The organism is Streptomyces sp. AF1A (assembly GCF_047340315.1).
Classification (GTDB): domain Bacteria; phylum Actinomycetota; class Actinomycetes; order Streptomycetales; family Streptomycetaceae; genus Streptomyces.
This window is the reverse complement of record NZ_JBLEBI010000146.1, coordinates 1-17613: the sequence shown is the minus strand read 5'-3', so window position 1 is coordinate 17613 and position 17613 is coordinate 1. Positions and strand designations below refer to the sequence as shown.

Below are 17613 nucleotides of genomic sequence, written 5' to 3'. Positions count from 1 at the left end.
CCCCGCAGCTCGCGGCCACGCTCTACGGCTCGCTCGCGGCCGGCGACGAGCGTCCGGCCGGGGCCTGGCACGCCGAGTGGGAGCCGCTGCGCGAACTGCTGCGGCTGACCGGCGGCGCCGCCCGCGACGCGGCCGAACTCGCGGAGGGGCTGCGCGTGCACCCGGCCGCCATGCGCCGGAACCTGGACGCCACGCGCGGGCTGATCGTCTCCGAGCGGCTGTCCGCGGCGCTGGCTCCCCGCCTGGGCCGGGCCCGGGCCCGGGAACTGCTCACCGGACTCGCCCGCCGTGCGCACGCCGAGAGGCGTCCGCTCGGCGAACTGCTCGCCGAGCAGCCGGAGTTGACGGACGTAGAGCTCGGCGGCCTCGGCGACCTCACCGACCCCGCCCGCTACACCGGCTTCGCCGGTGTCCTCACCGACCGCGCCCTGGAGCGACGTTGACCGACACACTCCTCAACCACCGTGCCGAAGGCCCGGCCTCCGCTCCCCCGCTGCTGCTCGGGCCGTCCCTCGGCACCTCCCTCGCCCTGTGGGACCAGGTGGCGCCCGAGCTGTCCACCAGCCATCGGGTCGTCCGCTGGGATCTGCCCGGACACGGGGGTTCGGCGGCGGACCTGATCGGGCCCGGGGCGACCGTCGGGGATCTGGCCGGGCTGGTGCTGCGGCTCGCCGACGCGCTGGGCATCGAACGGTTCGCCTACGCCGGCGTGTCGCTCGGCGGGGCGGTCGGCCTGTACCTGGCCGTGCACCACCCCGAGCGGCTGTCCGCCCTCTCGGTGATCTGCTCCTCCGCCCACTTCGGCGGCGAGGCGCCCTGGCGGGAGCGCGCGGAGCGGGTGCGCCGTGAGGGCCTGGAGAAGCTGGCACAGAGCGCCGACGCGCGCTGGTTCACCCCCGGGTTCACCGTGCCGCGACTGGTTCGCGACCATCGCGAGACCGCCCCGGAGGCGTACGCCGCCTGCTGCGACGCGCTGGCCGCGTTCGACCTGCGCGACCGGCTCGGCGACATCGCCGTACCGACCCTGCTCGTGGCGGGCCGGCACGATCCGGCGACGCCTCCCGCGCATCTGCGGGAGATCGCGGACGCGGTGCCGTCCTCGGCTCTGGTCGAGCTGCCGGGGGCCTCCCATCTGGCGCCGGCCGAGTGCCCGCAGGCCGTGCTGACCGCCCTGCGCACCCACCTCGACGGGCCGCCGGCGAGCGGGATGGCGGTGCGCCGCGCGGTGCTGGGCGACGCGCACGTGGACCGGGCGCAGGCCCGGCAGACCCCGTTCGCCGCCCGCTTCCAGGACTTCATCTCCCGCTACGCGTGGGGGGAGATCTGGACCGACCCGACGCTGTCGCGGCGCGAGCGCAGCATGATCACGCTGACGGCGCTGGTCGCGCACGGCCACTACGACGAGCTGGCCCTGCATGTGCGGGCGGCGCGGCGCAACGGGCTGACGCCGGAGGAGATCGGCGCGGTGCTGCTGCAGACGGCCGTGTACTGCGGGGTGCCCGCCGCCAACTCGGCGTTCGCCACGGCCCAGCGGGTCCTCGCCGAGGAGCCCGGGCAAGGATGACCCTGCCGGTCGTAGCCTCAGCAGTGACTCCTCGTGGCGCCGGGCCGGGCCTAGGGTGACGGTATGTCGACTGTTCTGATCACCGGCGCCACCTCCGGGCTCGGCCGTTACGTCGCCTTCGAACTGGTCCGCTCCGGTCATGTCGTCCTGGCCCACGGGCGCGACCGTGCGCGCACCGAGCAGCTGGTGCGCGAACTGCGCACGGAGGGCGAGGCGGAGGGGTTCGTCGCCGACCTGGCCCGGCTGGCCGAGGTGCGCGAGCTGGGCGCCCGGGTCGCCGAGGCCCGTCCCGAGCTGGAGGTGCTGATCAACAACGCCGGGGTCGGCTTCGGCACGCCCGGCTCCGGCCGTGAACTGAGCGCCGACGGGCACGAACTGCGGCTCGCCGTGAACTACCTCGCGCCCGTGGCCCTGACCCGGGCACTGCTGCCGGTGCTGCGGGCCAACGCGCCCGCCCGGATCGTCAACGTCGGCTCCGCCGGCCAGGAGCCGGTCGACTTCACCGACCCGGAGCTCACCCGCGGCTACAGCGGCAAGGCGGCGTACCGGCGCAGCAAGTTCGCGCTCGCCGCGCACACGTTCACGCTGGCCGAGAAGCTGGTGGGCAGCGGGGTCTCGGTCAACGTGCTGCACCCGGCCACCTTCATGGACACCGCGATGGTCCGCGACGGCGGGATCATCCCCTGGAACTCCGTCGCCGACGGGGCGCCGGGCGTGCTGGCCCTGGCCACGCAGGACCTGGGCAGCGGCGGCTACTTCGACGGGACCCGGCCTGCCCGCGCCCACGAGGACGCGTACGACCCGGAGGTCCGCAAGCGGCTGTCGGCGGTCACCGACCAGCTGCTCGCGCTGTGAGACCACCGGCCCGCTACCGCACCCGCAGCGCCTCCAGCGCCTGACGCCCCTGCGCCACCAGCCCGTCCGCCCCGCAGGACCGGGCCAGGTCGAGCCCCCGGTGCAACTCGGCGACGGAGCCCGCGGCGATGCCGTGCTCGATGCGGGCGGCCGCGTGTTCGTACTGGCACGGGGAGGCTTCCAGGTAGGTGACGGCCCGGGCGGCGAGCCGGACCGCACGCTGCCCGGTCTCCAGGGCGGCGGCGCAGCGCAGGGCCTCGCCGATCGCGGTGTCCGTGCCGAAGCGCTCGGCCTGCCGGCGGGCGTCGGCGGCGAGTTGTGCGGCGCGGGCCGGGTCCTGGTCGGCGAGGGCCTTGGCGAGATCGATCGACCAGGGCGCGAGGACGGGGTTGTGACCGCCGCGTGAGACGGCGGTCTTCTCGGCGGCCTCCAGTTCGCCGATGCCCTCCTCGGCGCGGCCGACGGCGAGCAGCAGCCGGCCGCGCACGGAGCGGATGTCGGGCAGCACGATCGTGGAGGGGTAGGGCGGGGCGAAGCCGTACTGTTCGGCGGCGGCCCAGGCCTCCTCGACGCGGCCGCGGGCGAGCAGGGTGTCGACGAGTCCGCAGCTGGCGGACCAGTACAGCGGCAGGCGGCGGCCGACGCGTTCGGCCAGGGCAAGGGCCTCGCGCAGGGCGGCCTCGGCGTCCCTCAGACGGCCCTGCCTGCGGTAGGCGAGACCGAGGAAGGCGTTGGCCAGGGAGAGGTGGCCGCCCCGCCAGCCGGCACCGGTGTAGACGCGCAGGGCCTCGGCGAAGAGGCTCTCGGCGCGGTCGAGCCGGTCGGCGTAGGTGTACGCGCTGCCGAGCATCATCAGCAGTTCGATGCCCCACTCGGGGTCGGTCCAGCCGAGGCCGGGCGCGAGGCGGCCGTTGACGAGGGCCCGGTCGCACAGGTCGAGGACCTCGGCGGCGCTCTCGCCGTGGGTCATGGCGTCGAAGCCACGCAGGATCAGCAGGGCGCGCTCGGCGTTGTCGCGTCCGGTGCAGGTGCCGGCGAGTTCGGCCAGCCGCCGGGAGCGGGCCGGGGAGACGGTCTCGCCGTGGATGCCCTCCCACATGAACTGCACGGCCTGCAGCCGTAGACGGACCGGGCCGGGTTCGTGCCGCGCCGCCTCGGCCTCGACGGTGCGCACCGCCTCCTCCAGCTGGTCGTTGTGGAGCAGCGCCTGGGAGAGGCGGACGACCGCGTCGATGCGCCGCTCGCCGTCGAGGCCGGGCATGCCGAGCGCGTACTGCAGGTGGTCGATGGTGACGGCGGGCGCGGTGAGCAGGGTGGCGCAGCCCAGTTCGTAGAGGACGTGCGCGTGCACTTCGGGGCGCGGTGGTTCGGCGAGGGCGCGTTCCAGGCAGATCCGGGCCGCGTCGGGCGCGCCGACGGCGAGGTGTTCGCGGGCTGCCTCGCGCAGCTGCTCGACGAGTTCCTCGTCGTCGTCCGGGTGCACCTTGAGCAGGTGCCGGGCGGCCTCGGCGGCGCCGCGCCCCATCTCGGTGATGATCTGGGCGGCGACGCCGTGCATGGCGGTGCACACGGCCGCCGGGATGGAGTGGTAGACGGCGCTGGCGATGAGCGGGTGCACGAACTCCAGCTCGCCGTCCTCGCCTTCGGAGCCGGCGGCCGGGTCGGGCGCGGTGAGGATGCGGGCGTTGCGGAGGAGTTCGGCGCAGGTGCGCGCGACGTCGTCGTCCATGGTGGCGAGCCGGGCGACCATGTCGACGGTGATGCCGGCGCCGAGGATGGCGGCGGCCCAGGCGAACCTGGTGGCCTCCAGGCCGAGGCCCGTGAGCCGGTCGACGAGTCCGCCGCCGCGGGCCGCGCGGTTGAGGGCGCGCAGTTCCCCGGCGTGGGCCTCGACGGGCTGCAGCTCGCTCTCCTGCACCCTGGCGAGCAGTTCGACGGCCTCGTAGGGGTTCCCGGCGGTGACCGCCCAGACCTCGCGGCAGAAGGCGTCGTCGGCGTGCCCGCCGAGGGTGGTGCGGGTGAGTCCGGCCGCGGCGTCGGGGGTGAGGGCGCGGAGGTTGCCGACGGGGCGGCCCGCGGCGGCGGCGACCGCCTCGAGGTGGCGGGCGCTGTCCCCGCCGACCTCGCCGGGGCGGCGGGTGACCACGACGAGGACGGCCACGTCGTCCAGGCGCCCGGTGAACGCGGCGAGCCAGCGCAGGGTCTCCTGGTCGGCCCAGTGCGCGTCGTCGATCAGCAGCACGAGCGGCCACTCGCGGCGGGCCAGCCGGCGCACCGCCGCGACGAGGCCGTCGCACACGTACTGCGGGTCGGCGCTGCGCTCCTGCGGATCGGCTATCCCGAGGGCGGGACCGGCGATGTCGTACCAGTCGCCGAGGTATTCGCGGGCCTCCTCGGGCAGTAAGGACAGCAGGGCGGGCTGGAACAGCTGCCGTACGACGTTGAACGGCACGGACTTCAGGGTCTCGGCGCCGCGCGCGGACCACACGGTGCAGCCACGGCGTTCGGCGATGCGGCGCGTCTCGGCCAGCAGCGCGGTCTTGCCGAGTCCGGCCTCACCCCGGAAGATGAGGAGGCTGCCCGCGGACGACTGGTCGGCGCACAGGGCGTCGAGCGCCGCTGCGACGGTGGCGATCTCCGCGTCCCGCTCCCACAGGGAAGCCACGGCGGCCGCCGGCGGCCGTCCCTCCGTCATCCCGTTACCTCCCCAGGTCGCCCGAATGACGTACAGACCACGAGCGTAGCCGTCCGAGGAACGGTGCGGCGGGCGCTACGGGCACCTGTTGCCCCGCCGGGTGAAAGAGACGGCAGCCAGGCGACGCACCCCCGGCCGGACCAGCCGCTCGGCAGCGGACGGGCCCGGGAGGCAGGCATCCGCCCCGTCGGCCGCGGCGGTCGGACCGGCGGGGCCGGTGCGGGGCACAGGGGTGCTGCGGGCGAAGAAATCACGGGGTGAAATGTCTGCCCGTGCGGGATTGGCGCCGGATCTTCTCATCCCGCTTTCACGGTTGCCTCATACGGTGGGGACATGACGCAGGTGACTCCCCCCGGGTGGTACCCCGACCCCGGGCAGACGAACGACGGTCCGCCCACCGAACGCTGGTGGGACGGCAAGGCCTGGACGGACCAGACCCGCCCCGCCGGGACGGCCGCCACGTGGGGTCCCCCGACGCAGCCGCCGGCGCCCGGCGGCGGCCCGCAGCCGGGCGGCCCGGCGCCGTATCCGGCCCCGGCGTACGGCGCGTACCCGGGGTACTCCGGTTACCCGTCGTATCCCGCTCCCCCGTCGGCACCCCGGCGCGGTCTGCGCACCGGCATAGCCGTCGCGGTGGCGGCCGCGGTACTGGCGAGCATCGGGGTCGGCGTGTACGCCCTCACCGCGGGCGACGGCGGCAGCGACCGGGCCGGGTCGCGGCAGGGGCCGGGCAGCGGGCAGGACGGCGGCGGGCCCGGCGGAGGTTCCGGCGGCTCCGGCGCGCCCTCGCCGAACCAGTCCGGGGCGCCCAAGGTCAAGGGCGGCGGCACGGTGCCGGACCCGGTCAACGGGATCAGCCTGCCGGTGCCGAAGGGCTGGACCGGCCAGACGATCAGCGTCGGCGCGCAGGTGACCTCCGACGACTCCTACAAGTGCCCGGGCAACAGCGCCCAGACGTGCACCGCGGGCGGCGCCTACACGGCCCCGGCACTGGCGCTGGGCATCGACGGCACCACCGCGGAGGAGGTCGCCAAGGCCGACATCGCGGCCAACGCGAAGGAGTCCTACGGCGGCGACACCTACGGCAGTATCACCTCGCACCAGGTGCTGGCCTCCCAGGCGGTGACGGTGGCCGGGCAGAAGGGCTACCTGGTGCGCTGGAAGGCGGTCACCAGCAAGGGCGCCGACGGCCTGGTCGAGTCGGTCGCCTTCCCCTCGCCGAACGACGCCGGGCAGCTGGTGGTGGTGCGCTTCGGCATCGACGTCGGGCAGTCGACCTCGGTCATCGACCAGATCCTCAAGGGAATCAAGGTCTCGTCCGGCGGCGACGGACAGAGCGTCTGACCGCGTGATGCGGCCGGGCGGGGTTCCTCTCCGCTCAAAGGGAACCCCACCCGGCCGAGGGCGCGCCGCCCCCGTCCCCACGGTGCGGCGCGGTCAGGTCGCCGTCCGGTCATCCCGGGAACGGCGGCCTGGGTCTCATGTCAGTCCGAGCGCGGGCAGCACGATGGCCTCCACGAACCGGACGAGGTAGTCGGCGTCGGCGTACTGGCCGGAGAGCATCGGCCGGATGCGCAGGACGCCGAACATCACCGCGGGGACGTAGTCCAGCGCCGGATGGTCCGCGGGGATCTCGCCCCGCGCCACGCCCCGGGCGAGGATCTCCTGGAGCGCGGCGATCTCCGGGTGCACGAGCGCCTCGCGCAGCGCCTGGGCCAGCTCGTGGTCCGCGGTCACCGCGTGCCCGAGCGCCTGGAGCAGCTTGGTGTCCTTGCCGGACCAGTCGTCGGCGGTCCGCGCGGCCTGGCGCAGGTCCTCGGCGAGCGAGCCGGTGTCGATGCCGGCGAAGCGCACCCGCCGGTTGGCCCGGAGGGCCGCCGCGACGAACTGGGGCTTGGTCTTCCACTGCCGGTAGAGCGTGGACTTGCTGCAGCGCGTGCTGGCGGCAACGCCCTCCATGGTGACGGAGTCGTAGCCGCACTCGCGGATCTGTTCCAGCACGGCGTCGAAGAACTCCCGCTCACGCTCCGGCGTGATCTTGGAGCGGCGCGAGGCGGCGACTGATTCCGGTCCCTCGGCGGCCTGCGACGTCATGTGGCGCTTCTCCTCACTCGTGTAGGGCCGAATCGCTCGGGCCCCGCGGCCCGTTGCAGTCTCCCTCAGGCCGGGCTGCCGGCCCCTTCTCCAGTGTGTCGCACATCAATCGATACGTCAGTGTACCGGTACTCGACTGTATCGGTACACTGGCGTATCGGTACACTAACGTATCGGTACACTAACGTATCGGTACTTCGGCGTATCGATTACTTGTCACACAGTTCGTCAGCGAAGGGGCCGGGTGATGACTGCCCGAACCGAGCCCGCCGAGGCAGAAACGGAGCCGGACGCGCCCGCGCGCCCCGCACTGATACGCGAGTTTCTGCTGGTCGCCGGGCTCTTCCTGGTCTACAAGCTCGGTCGGCAGCTGGCCACCGGCCATACCGCCGAGGCGTACCACAACGCGCACCGCGTGTGGGACCTCGAACGGGCCGCGCACCTCCCGAACGAGACCGCCGTGCAGTCCGCACTGCTGCACGGCAGCACCGCCGTCCACCTGGCCAACGCCTACTACGCCAGCGTTCATTTCCCGGCCACGCTGGGCTTTCTCGTCTGGCTCTACCTCAAGCGGCCCGCCCACTACGTGTGGGCCCGGCGGGTGCTGGCCGTCGTCACCACGGCCGCCCTGGTGCTGCCCTTCACGTTTCCGCTGGCGCCCCCGCGGATGCTGACCGGGACCGGCCTGGTGGACACCGCCCGGATCTACGGCCCGGACGTGTACGGCCCGCCCTCCAGCGACCATCTGTCCAACCAGTTCGCGGCGATGCCGTCCCTGCACTTCGGCTGGGCGCTGATGGTGGCGATCGGTCTGATCGCGGCCACCCGGTCCCGCTGGCGCCTATTGTGGCTGCTGCACCCGCTGGTCACCCTGCTGGTGATCGTGGGCACGGCCAACCACTACTGGCTGGACACCATCGCCGCCGCGGCCATGCTGGGCGTCACGCTCGCGGTGATCCATCCGCCGCACCGGACCGTCACCACGGCGGGCCGCGGCACCGGCCGGCTCGCCCCGCGCGAGACCGTCCTGGCGGGAGCGGGCCGATGAGCACCGCCGCCCTGGCCGCCATCGCGCTGTCCCTCGTGTCGGCCGTCGCCTACGCCCTGGCCGCCGTCGCCCAGGAGCGCCTCGCCCGCTCCTCCGGCGCCGGCCTGCTGCGGCTGCTCGGCACCGGCTCCTGGTGGTCGGCGGTCGGCCTGAACGCGGCCGCCGCCCTGCTGCACGTCGTGGCCCTCAGGTACGGTCCGCTGACCGTCGTACAGCCGCTCGGTGCGCTCACCCTCGTCGCGGCCGTGCCGCTCGGCGCGCGGGCCGCCGGGAGGCCGGTGAGCGCGGTGGAGTGGCGCGGCACGGGCCTGACGCTGCTGGGTCTCGGTGCGCTGCTGATCACCGCCTCCGGGCCGGCGCCCGCACGGGTGCTGACCCTGACGGAGGCGCTCGCGGTCGCCGGTACGACCGCCGCCCTCATCGGCATGCTGTCCCGGCCCGGCGCCCGGCCCGGCCTGCGGCACGCCACCGCGTCCGGCTTCGCCTCGGGTGTCGCCTCCGCGCTCACCCAGACCGTGACCGTCGCCGCGACCGACCGCTCCGGACCGGCACTGAGCACCGAGGTCGTCGTGGTGGCCGTACTGGTCGCCGGGTTCGCCGTCGGCGGGCTGCTGCTGTCGCAGACGGCCTATCGCGGCGGCCTCGGCGCCCCGCTGGCCGTGGTCACCCTCGCCAACCCGGTGGCGGCCGCGCTGATCGGGATCACCCTGCTCGGACAGGGCCTCACGGGCGGGGCCGCCGGCGTGCTGCTGGCCCTGGCCGGGGCGGCCCTGGCCTCCTGGGGTGTGGTGCTCCTCACCCGGGTCACCGCCGCGCCCGCCCCGGCCGACGCCGACCACCCGGTGGCCGCGGTGCTCGCCCTGGAACCGGACACGGCCGCCGCCGAGCCGGCCCTGGTGCCGCGCCGGCCGGAGCAGCCGGGACACCTCACGGCGCTGTGACCACCGACGACGGCGGCCGGTGCGCGGGAGATCCGCGCGCACCGGCCGCCGTCGTCGTGCTCTGTGTGCCGGGTCCGCTCAGTTCCAGCCCCGCGAGTCCTGCTTGAGGGCGGTGTCGACGGTCAGGGCCGTCGCCACCACGAGGCTCAGCAGCGGCTCGGGCAGTTGGTAGTGGATCTGCAGGACGTAGTTGTCCGCGCTCGTGAACAGGGTCTTGGCGAGACCCTCCCAGGTCTTGGTGATCCGAGCGACCTCGTTGTCCGCGTGGTCGACGATGGCGAAGTTCCACGCCCGCCAGTTCTCCGCCTTGATCGCGCCGACCTGCTGGCCGTTCGCGTTCATCGCGAAGTTGATCTTCCCGATCATGTTCTGCTGGACGATCTCGCCGACCTGGGAGCCGTCCGGGCGGGTCACGATGACACGGGACTTGAAGATCTTCGCGGGCCGGGTCAGCAGCAGCAGCGGCTGGCCGTGGGCGTCGCGGATCTCCAGCTTGTGGGTCAGGAACTGGTCCCAGCTGGAGACGAACCGGAAGATCTTGCGCAGCACGCCCTGGCCGACCTCGGTGACCGAGCCGATCTCCCGGCCGTTCTGATCCATGACCTTGTACTCGTTGGTCAGCTCGATCAGCTTGGCCTTCTGGTTCACCACCAGAACGGGCTCGGTGAAGAGGGTGCCGCCGCCGGGGCCGCCGGACGCGACGCCGGCCTGCTGCTGCACCTGCCGCTGCACCTTCGGGTCGGCGCCCTGCTGGGGCGGCACCTGTGCCCCGGGCTGCTGCGGGGCCTGCTGACCCGTCTGCTGGGCCGGGTTGGTGTGCTCGGTCCACTGGGTGCCGTCCCAGTAGCGGAGCGTCTGGGGCGCCCCGTGCGGATCGGGGTACCAGCCTGCAGGAGTGTTCGATTGCGTGGTCACCGGGGCACACTACCCTGATCTGACCGGTACCTGCCCAGTCCCCGCGGAGCGGTGTTCATCGCCCGTTCACTCCGTGGCGATGGCCGGGTCGCTGACGCCGGGCCGGCCGTTCTCGACGTGCCCGGCGAAGCCGCGCAGGAAGGCCGGGTCGGCCTCCGCGGTGACGGTCAGGTCGTACCAGCGCCGGCTCCGCGCGAGGTGCGCGGTGTGCCGCACGGTCGCCCCGGGCCGCACCGTCACGGTGACCGGGCGGCCGCCGTAGCCGTCGGCGACCTTCAGCCTCGCCGTGCCGGACCCCTCGTTGGTGAAGGTGAGTTCGACGTCGTCGCCCGCGTGCCGGGCGGTCACCTCCGGACCCGCGACCTTGTTGCGGCCCTTGAAGACGCGCACGAAGCCGTTCGGGCCGTGCACGGCCAGGTCGTAGGAGCCGCCGGAGCAGGCCGAGTTCCAGGTGTCGGACAGGGTCTTTCCGGCCTCGGTGGTGTAGGTCCAGGGGCCGTCGGTGCGGTGGTTCGAGGTGACCAGGAAGGCCGCGCCCGCGTGCGCCCCCGAGGCGAACGTGAGCGTGAACGTCCCGGCCGCGGGGTCCGCCGAACCGTCCACCACCGGCGCGTACTTCAGCGGGCGGGTGGGCCGGTGGCCGCGCTCCTGCCGGGGCAGGGACGGGTTCGCGGGCGGCTTCGGCACGTAGTCGGGGTGGCGGTCGTGGTCCGGTGGCAGGTAGCCGGCCGTGGACGGCAGCGCGGCGGACCTGGTGTCCGTGCGGGAGAAGTCGAAGGCGCTGGTCAGGTCGCCGCAGACGGCCCGCCTCCAGGGCGAGATGTGGGGCTCGCGCACCCCGAAGCGGCGCTCGACGAAGCGGATGATCGAGGTGTGGTCGAAGGTCTCGGAGCAGACGTAACCGCCCTTGCTCCACGGGGAGACGACCAGCATCGGCACCCGCTGGCCGAGCCCGTAGGGGCCGGCGACATGGCTCGCGTCGCCCTTGAACAGGTCCGGCGCCGGGTCCACCGTCGACTTGCCCTGCGCGTCGGAGGCCGCCGGGAAGGGCGGGACGACGTGGTCGAAGAAGCCGTCGTTCTCGTCGTAGGTGATGAACAGCGCCGTCCTGCCCCACACCTCGGGGTTGGAGGTCAGCGCGTCCAGGACCTGGGAGACGTACCAGGCGCCGTAGTTCGCGGGCCAGTTGGGGTGCTCGGTGAAGGCCTCCGGCGCGACGATCCAGGAGACCTGCGGCAGCCCGCCCGCCGTGACATCGGCCTTCAGCTGGTCGAAGAAGCCCTCGCCCCGCTTGGCGTCGGTGCCGGTGCGGGCCTTGTCGTACAGGGGGTCGCCCGGCTCGGCGTCGCGGTACTGGTCGAAGTAGAGCAGCGAGTTGTCGCCGTAGTTGCCGCGGTAGGCGTCCTCGATCCAGCCCCAGCCGCCGTTCGCGTCCAGGCCGTCGCCGACGTCCTGGTAGATCTTCCAGGAGACCCCGGCCTTCTCCAGGCGCTCGGGGTACGTCGTCCAGCCGTAGCCCGCCTCGTCGTTGCCGAGGACCGGGCCGCCGCCCTGGCCGTCGTTGCCGGTGTACCCCGTCCACATGTAGTAGCGGTTGGGGTCGGTGGAGCCGATGAACGAGCAGTGGTAGGCGTCGCAGACGGTGAAGGCGTCCGCCAGGGCGTAGTGGAACGGGATGTCGTCCCGCGTCAGGTACGCCATCGTCGTCGCGGACTTGGCGGGCACCCACGCGTCGTACCTGCCTCCGTGGAAGGCGGCGTGGCCGTCGTTCCAGCCGTGCGGCAGGTCCTGGATGAAGGCGAGGCCCAGGTCGTCGGCGTCGGGGTGGAAGGGCAGGACGTCCTTCGCGCCGTCGGACTGCTGCCACACGGAGCGGCCGTTCTGCGTCACCGGACGCGGGTCGCCGAAGCCCCGGACGCCTCTGAGCGAGCCGAAGTAGTGGTCGAAGGAACGGTTCTCCTGCATGAGGACGACGATGTGCTCGACGTCCTCGATCGTTCCGGTGCGGTGGTGGGCGGGCAGGGCGGCCGCGCGCTGGATGCTGTTCGAGAGCGCGGTGAACGCCCCGGTGGCGCCTGCGAGGTGAAGGAAGCGCCGCCGGTTGACTTCTGGCATGGGGTGGGGGTCCTCTCATCCTGACGTTGCCGATGCCGTCGGATGACGGAATCTGCGCGCAGCGAGTGTTCCAAGCGCAACAAACGTCAGGGAAGGAGCAGATGGCACCCGGCTGAAACCCGGCGGTCCGCGAGGCGCCGGGCGTCGTCGACCGGTGCGGGAGCGCCGCCGGAGCCGGCGGCGGTCAGCTCTCGGCCGGCCCCGGGTCGTTCGGGTGCCGGCTCAGTGGGGTCGCCTCGAAGGAGAGCCAGCGCGCCATGGGCAGGGCGTCGAGGACGGTCCGCAGCTCGGCGGAGTCCCGGGCACGCCACAGGCCGAGCGCACGGCCCTGGCCGGGCGTCTGCCACAGCCGCACCAGGTGTCCTGTGCCGGCCAGTTCCCTCGCGCGGACCGCCTCCGCCGCGAGGGCGTCGTCCGGCGCCCGGGACGGGCCGGCCGCAGGCGCACTGGGGGCGACGGCGACCAGGAACTCCGGGCGTGCGTCCGCCGCACCGGCGGCGGACGGTCCCGGGTCGTTCGGATGCGCCGTCAGGGGCGTCACGTCGTCGCTGCGCCAGATGCGCAGCGGCATGGCGGCGAGGACCTCCTCCAGGCGCTCGGCGTCCGGCGCGGCGAACAGCCCGAGGGTCCGCCACTCCCCCGGCCCCAGCGGCGGGCGCCACAGGCGCAGCAACCGCCCCTGCTCGGCGAGCCGGCGGGAGTTCGCGGCCTCACGAGCGCGGACGCCGTCGACCTCCGCCTCCGGGGTGCCCTCGGGAACGCGGGTGGTCATGGTGACGAGAAATTCCACGGCAGACGCTCCTCCGCGCCGGTGTTGCGACAGGGCTCGTGCCGGCGCGCGAGCGCACGGAACCCCCTGGGTCCACCGTCGCGCACGTGGCGGCGGCGCGCATCTGTTCGTTGCGGGGGTGTTCCACCGCGCGGGCACCTCGGACCGGGTGCCCGGGCCCGATCCCGAGCGGCACAGCTACGCGTCGTTCGCCTCCTTCACCGACCCGGACGGCAACGGCTGGGTCCTTCAGGAGATCAGGCAGCGGCTTCCCGGCCGGTGACGGCTGCCGGGGAACGACCGGTCAGGAACTGACGGCCGCCGGGTCCGTCCGGCGCGCGGAGAGCAACGACAGGCAGTTCTCCCACAGGACCTCGAGGTGCCGGGTGTCGTTGTAGAGCTTGGCGAACAGCACCTGGCCCTCGAGCTGGGCGACGATGGAGCGAGCGGCCTCGCGGGTGTCGCCGACGGCGGCCTCACCGCGCTCCCGCGCCTCGGCGACGACCTTCTCGACCATCTCCACCTGGGCGTCGAAGATCTGCTGCAGGCGCGCGCGGATCGGCTCGGTCTGCGTGCTCAGCTCCAGGGTGAGGTTGCCGAACATGCAGCCGGAGACGGTCCCGCAGCTCTGCTTGCCCGCGCGCAGCCCGGCCTCGGTCTCCTCGAACAGGCGGCGCAGCCGCGCCAGCGGCTCGGCGTCGTCCTGCAGCACCCGGGCCCAGTCGCTGCGCTGCGCCTCCCAGTGCTCGTCGAGCACGGCCAGCGCGAGGGCCTCCTTGGACTCGAAGAAGTGGTAGAAGCTCCCCTTGGGCACGCCGGCGGCCTTGCAGATCTCGGCGACGCCCAGCGCCGAGTAGCCGCGCAGCTCGATGAGCGCCTGTGCGGCGGTGAGGATCTTCTCCTTCGCATCACTGGTACGTCCCATGACCGAAACTATACGACCGATCGTCTAAGAACGGGACGGGACGGCCCCCCGGGGCACCGGGTGAAGCGTCTTGGAGACAGGTCCGTCCCCCCCGGGGCACCGGGTGAGGCGCCCTGACGCCGGGACGGGACGAGCCGGTCCCCGGGCACCGGGTGAGGCGCCCGGGGACCGTCCGGATCAGTGGCCGGCGCTCTGGCCACCGTCCACGTGCAGGATCTCGCCCGTGACGAAGGGCGCGTTCTCCAGGTAGAGGACCGCGTCGACGACGTCGCCGGTCTCGCCCATGCGGCCCACCGGGTGCAGCGCGCCGAGCGCCTCGTGGGTCGACTCCGGGTGCATGGGGGTCTTGATGATGCCCAGGGAGACCGCGTTGCTGCGCACGCCGCGGTCGGCGTACTCGATGGCCAGCGCCTTGGTGGCGGACTGCAGGCCGCCCTTGGTCAGGGAGGCCAGCGCCGAGGGCACCGAGGACAGGGCGTGGTCGACGAGGCTGGTGGTGATCTGGACGACGTGGCCGCCGTCGCCCTGCCGGAGCATCTGCTCGACGGCGAGCTGCGTGATGCGGAAGAACCCGGCCAGGTTGACGCCGATGACCGCGTCGTAGTCCTCCTGCGTGTACTCGGTGAACGGCTTGGCGACGAAGATGCCGGCGTTGTTGACCAGGGTGTCGATGCGGCCGAAGCGCTCGAGCCCCGCGGCGATCACGCGCTCGGCCGTGGCCGGGTCGGCGATGTCGCCCCGGACGGTGACGACCTCGGGGTCCCGCGAGTCGGCGATGCCGCGAGAGGTGGCGACGACGAGGTGACCGAGCTTGCGGTAGGCGTCCACCAGGCCGGCGCCGATGCCCTGCGACGCACCGGTGATGACGACGACCTTCTGACCGGAAGTGCTCATGATGTCCTTCTTCTGCGGGTGATGGGGCGAGCCGGCGCTGTGGGCCGGACACACGAGAAGAACTAGTCGACCGGTCGACAATGTTCCACGGGACATTCCCTGGTGCAACTCCGGAGCAGCACTCTGACCTGCGGTGGGAGGTTCTGCCTCCCAGGTGGGAGGAAGCCCGTCATGGAAAGACCCCCCGGAAGCCGCGCACGGTGAAGCCATGACGGCCCTGGAGGCCGGTTCCGGGAAGGAGACGTCTGATGGATTCGCCGCTCACCGACCTCGGGGTGGAAAACCCGGTTCTGGCGGCGCCGATGGCCGGCAGCCCGACCACGCCCGGCCTCGTCGTCGCGGCGGCCGGCGCCGGCAGCCTCGGCTTTCTCGCCGGCGGGTACAAGACCGTGGAGGCCCTGGCCGAGCAGATCGCCCGGGCCCGCTCGGCGGGCGACCGCTTCGGGGTCAACCTCTTCGTGCCCAACCCGGCACCGGTGGACGCCGAGGCGTTCCGCGACTTCGCCCGGGCGATCGCGCCCGAGGCCCGGACGTACGGTCTCGACACCGCGCGGACCCCGGTCGTGGAGGACGACGATCAGTGGGCGCAGAAGATCGACCTCCTGCTCTCCGCCCCCGTACCCGTCGTCAGCTTCACGTTCGGCATGCCGGAGGCGGCCGTCGTCAGCGCCCTGCGCGCGGCCGGAACACTGGTGGTCCAGACGGTCACCGCACCGCAGGAGGCACGCGCCGCCGAGGAGGCCGGCGTCGACGTGCTCGCCGTGCAGGCCTCGGCCGCGGGAGGCCACTCGGGCACGTGGACCCCGCGGCGCACGCCCGCTGCCCTGCCGCTGTCCGACCTGCTGAGGGCGGTGCGCAAGGAGGTGTCCGTGCCCCTCGTCGCCGCGGGCGGCATCGCCACGCCGGACGCCGTGACCGAAGCGCTCGCGGCCGGCGCCGGGGCCGTCATGGTGGGCACCGCCCTGCTGCGCGCCGACGAGGCCGGGACGTCGGCCCCCTACCGGGCCGCACTGGCCGACCCCGCGCGCCGCGGCACCGTGGTGACCCGGGCGTTCACCGGCCGCCCGGCGCGGGCCCTGCGCAACGACTTCACCGACCGCTACAGCGGCCTCGCCCCGCACGGCTACCCCGCCCTGCACCACCTGACCAGTCCGATGCGCGGCGCCGCGACAGCGGCGCACGACCCCGAGCGCATCAATCTGTGGGCCGGCACGGGCTTCCGCCACACGACGGCTGAGCCCGCCGCGCGCATCCTCCACCGGCTGGCCTCCCGGGTGTGAACGGCCCGCCGGCCGGGGCGGCATCGCCGACAACCAACTGCCCGACGCGGACTCTTCGCACCCCTCGGGCACCCCGCCGGCCGGGCGGCGCCGCCGTCGTCCCCAAGGACTCGGCGAGGCGGTCGGTAGAGCGAGTGGATACGTAATGCGAGCCGCGGTCACTGTGGTGGATGAGGCCGGAGTCCTTCTTGATCCTTCGTCTCCGCAAAGCCATCTCCAGGGCGTCCAGCGGGAGTTCGGTCCGCGTGTGGTTCGCGGCCTGCCAGCCGACGGTCATCCGTGAACGCACGTCCAGGACGAAGGCCACGTACGCCCAGCCGGATCAGGTCCGGAATACGTCATGTCCGCCACCCACGGCTGGTCCGAGCGCGAGGCCGTGACGTCGCGGTCGACCAGGTCCGGCGGCCCGGGTGCCGACGGCTCCGGCACCGTGGTGCGGCGACGCGGCCCGCGGATCACGTCCTCCAGGCCCAGCTCACGCATCAGCCGCTCGACGGTGCAGCGTGCAACGAGGCCGCCCTTACGTCGCAGCGCGCGGGTGATCCGGCGGACACCACAGGTGCCGCCGGACTCGGCATGAACCTGCTCGATCAGCGGCATCAGCTGCTCGTCGCGCACCCGACGGACCGACTTCGGCCGCTTCTTGCGCGCGTAGTACGCCGACTCGGACAGCCCCAGCACCCGGCAGGCGAACCCGACCCCGAGACCCTTGTCCTTGAGGTGCGCGATCACCGGGTCGACCTCGTCCGGGGTCGGTCGAGTTCGGCCGCAAAGAACGCGCTCGCGGCTTTGAGGATCTCGTTCGCCCGCCTCAACTCCGCAACTTGGAGGAGGACGGCGACCAGCAGGACCGGCATGGCCGGCCACAGCGGCATCCGCTTTGCGGAGTTGCTTCAGTTCCTCGTGCTCGGCGGTGATCAGCCGGTCGTCGCGTTCGCCGGCGTCCGCCTCGGCCGGGCGAACCCAGCCGCGCAGCGCTTCCTTGTGGATGCCCAGGTCCCTGACGACGTGCGCGATCGGCCGGCCCGTGGTGCGGACCTCGCGGACGGCCCGCTCGCGGAGCTCGTCCGGGTATGTGCGTGGTGCCGGCACTGCTCGTGGTTCTCCTTCGTGCCAGGATCATGAGCCTGGCTTCAGGGACTCCCCGAATCCGGGGTCAGCTCAACCTTCCGTCTGACTGCCATCGGGCCCCTGGTCCACATCTCCATGTCTGCGGCACCAACGCCTACTCCCACGGCCACTGCCTGAGCCCACGTCCCTGTGAGGAAAGTCGACGCGCCTGCTGCCGGAACGGGAAGACCCGGCCGGCCTCAGGGGGCCGACCGGGTCGATGAGTGGAGAGGTCACGTGACGGTTTGGGTGTCGACGGGTGAGGTGGAGCCGGTGAAGTTGGAGCTGCCGTTGTAGACCGCGGTCAGGGAGTGCGAGCCCACCGCGAGAGTTGAGGTCGTCAGGGTGGCGATGCCGCCGGCGAGTGTGCCGGTGCCGAGGAGGGTGGCGCCGTCGAAGAAGCTGACG

General features: G+C 73.2%; 16 protein-coding genes and 2 pseudogenes. 8 read left to right on the top strand and 10 right to left on the bottom strand.

Annotated features, from left to right (window positions below; all coding sequences use genetic code 11):
• The 3 genes and pseudogenes from ACLU3S_RS28345 to ACLU3S_RS28335 form a co-directional block, all read left to right on the top strand.
• Positions 1 to 443: pseudogene (locus ACLU3S_RS28345) on the top strand (3-carboxy-cis,cis-muconate cycloisomerase); the annotation flags it as partial.
• The gene (gene pcaD, locus ACLU3S_RS28340; protein WP_413954801.1) at positions 440 to 1564 is read left to right on the top strand and encodes a 3-oxoadipate enol-lactonase; all 1125 of its coding nucleotides are present in this window, start codon (positions 440 to 442) and stop codon (positions 1562 to 1564) included. The pseudogene ACLU3S_RS28345 and the gene pcaD, both read left to right, overlap by 4 nt.
• Before the next feature lie 63 nt (positions 1565 to 1627).
• A complete protein-coding gene (locus tag ACLU3S_RS28335) occupies positions 1628 to 2419 on the top strand; it encodes an SDR family NAD(P)-dependent oxidoreductase (protein ID WP_413954800.1) in 792 nt (263 codons plus the stop codon).
• 13 nt (positions 2420 to 2432) lie between these two features.
• On the opposite strand, the gene ACLU3S_RS28330 is transcribed toward ACLU3S_RS28335, so the two are convergent.
• Entirely contained in the window at positions 2433 to 5114 is a 2682-nt protein-coding gene (locus ACLU3S_RS28330) for an ATP-binding protein (RefSeq protein ID WP_413954799.1), read from the bottom strand.
• A 333-nt stretch (positions 5115 to 5447) separates the two neighbouring features.
• Between ACLU3S_RS28330 and ACLU3S_RS28325 the strand changes: the two genes are divergently transcribed.
• Complete coding sequence (locus ACLU3S_RS28325; RefSeq protein WP_413954798.1) at positions 5448 to 6458, top strand: DUF2510 domain-containing protein; 1011 nt, start codon at positions 5448 to 5450, stop codon at positions 6456 to 6458.
• A 135-nt stretch (positions 6459 to 6593) separates the two neighbouring features.
• Here ACLU3S_RS28325 and ACLU3S_RS28320 read toward each other — a convergent pair whose 3' ends face one another.
• Entirely contained in the window at positions 6594 to 7208 is a 615-nt protein-coding gene (locus ACLU3S_RS28320; RefSeq protein WP_413954797.1) for a TetR/AcrR family transcriptional regulator C-terminal ligand-binding domain-containing protein, read from the bottom strand.
• A gap of 247 nt (positions 7209 to 7455) precedes the next feature.
• On the opposite strand from ACLU3S_RS28320, the gene ACLU3S_RS28315 reads away from it, so the two are divergent.
• Positions 7456 to 8256 carry a phosphatase PAP2 family protein gene (locus ACLU3S_RS28315; RefSeq protein ID WP_413954796.1) on the top strand — a complete coding sequence of 267 codons (801 nt, stop codon included), beginning with the start codon at positions 7456 to 7458 and terminating at the stop codon, positions 8254 to 8256.
• The gene (locus ACLU3S_RS28310; RefSeq protein ID WP_413954795.1) at positions 8253 to 9197 is read left to right on the top strand and encodes a hypothetical protein; all 945 of its coding nucleotides are present in this window, start codon (positions 8253 to 8255) and stop codon (positions 9195 to 9197) included. Before ACLU3S_RS28315 ends, ACLU3S_RS28310 begins: the two co-directional genes overlap by 4 nt.
• Before the next feature lie 78 nt (positions 9198 to 9275).
• On the opposite strand, the gene ACLU3S_RS28305 is transcribed toward ACLU3S_RS28310, so the two are convergent.
• The 3 genes from ACLU3S_RS28305 to ACLU3S_RS28295 all read right to left on the bottom strand — a co-directional run bounded on the left by ACLU3S_RS28305 (position 9276) and on the right by ACLU3S_RS28295 (position 13017).
• Positions 9276 to 10112: a phospholipid scramblase-related protein gene (locus ACLU3S_RS28305; protein WP_413954794.1), complete on the bottom strand. Its 837-nt coding sequence runs from the start codon at positions 10110 to 10112 to the stop codon at positions 9276 to 9278.
• A 66-nt stretch (positions 10113 to 10178) separates the two neighbouring features.
• Positions 10179 to 12227 (bottom strand): phosphocholine-specific phospholipase C, encoded by a 2049-nt coding sequence (locus ACLU3S_RS28300; RefSeq protein WP_413954793.1) that lies wholly within the window; start codon positions 12225 to 12227, stop codon positions 10179 to 10181.
• A gap of 184 nt (positions 12228 to 12411) precedes the next feature.
• Positions 12412 to 13017: a muconolactone Delta-isomerase family protein gene (locus tag ACLU3S_RS28295; protein ID WP_413954792.1), complete on the bottom strand. Its 606-nt coding sequence runs from the start codon at positions 13015 to 13017 to the stop codon at positions 12412 to 12414.
• Between the two features lie 115 nt (positions 13018 to 13132).
• On the opposite strand from ACLU3S_RS28295, the pseudogene ACLU3S_RS28290 reads away from it, so the two are divergent.
• Positions 13133 to 13279, top strand: a pseudogene (locus ACLU3S_RS28290) (glyoxalase); the annotation flags it as partial.
• Between the two features lie 21 nt (positions 13280 to 13300).
• Here ACLU3S_RS28290 and ACLU3S_RS28285 read toward each other — a convergent pair.
• Positions 13301 to 13921 (bottom strand): TetR/AcrR family transcriptional regulator, encoded by a 621-nt coding sequence (locus tag ACLU3S_RS28285; protein WP_413954791.1) that lies wholly within the window; start codon positions 13919 to 13921, stop codon positions 13301 to 13303.
• 177 nt (positions 13922 to 14098) lie between these two features.
• On the bottom strand, positions 14099 to 14815 hold the full coding sequence (locus tag ACLU3S_RS28280; RefSeq protein ID WP_413954790.1) for an SDR family NAD(P)-dependent oxidoreductase: 717 nt from the start codon (positions 14813 to 14815) through the stop codon (positions 14099 to 14101).
• Between the two features lie 248 nt (positions 14816 to 15063).
• Here ACLU3S_RS28280 and ACLU3S_RS28275 point away from each other — a divergent pair, with 248 nt between their 5' ends.
• Positions 15064 to 16095, top strand: coding sequence for an NAD(P)H-dependent flavin oxidoreductase (locus ACLU3S_RS28275; RefSeq protein WP_413954789.1), 1032 nt, complete (start codon positions 15064 to 15066; stop codon positions 16093 to 16095).
• Here the strand turns inward: ACLU3S_RS28275 and ACLU3S_RS28270 are convergent.
• The 3 genes from ACLU3S_RS28270 to ACLU3S_RS28260 all read right to left on the bottom strand — a co-directional run.
• A complete protein-coding gene (locus ACLU3S_RS28270) occupies positions 16010 to 16372 on the bottom strand; it encodes a hypothetical protein (RefSeq protein ID WP_413954788.1) in 363 nt (120 codons plus the stop codon). The two genes, ACLU3S_RS28275 and ACLU3S_RS28270, sit on opposite strands and share 86 nt — an antisense overlap.
• Positions 16369 to 17187 (bottom strand): IS3 family transposase, encoded by an 819-nt coding sequence (locus ACLU3S_RS28265; RefSeq protein WP_413954787.1) that lies wholly within the window; start codon positions 17185 to 17187, stop codon positions 16369 to 16371. Before ACLU3S_RS28265 ends, ACLU3S_RS28270 begins: the two co-directional genes overlap by 4 nt.
• Before the next feature lie 251 nt (positions 17188 to 17438).
• The coding region (locus tag ACLU3S_RS28260) for an Ig-like domain-containing protein (protein ID WP_413954802.1) at positions 17439 to 17613 on the bottom strand (175 nt) is incomplete at its 5' end.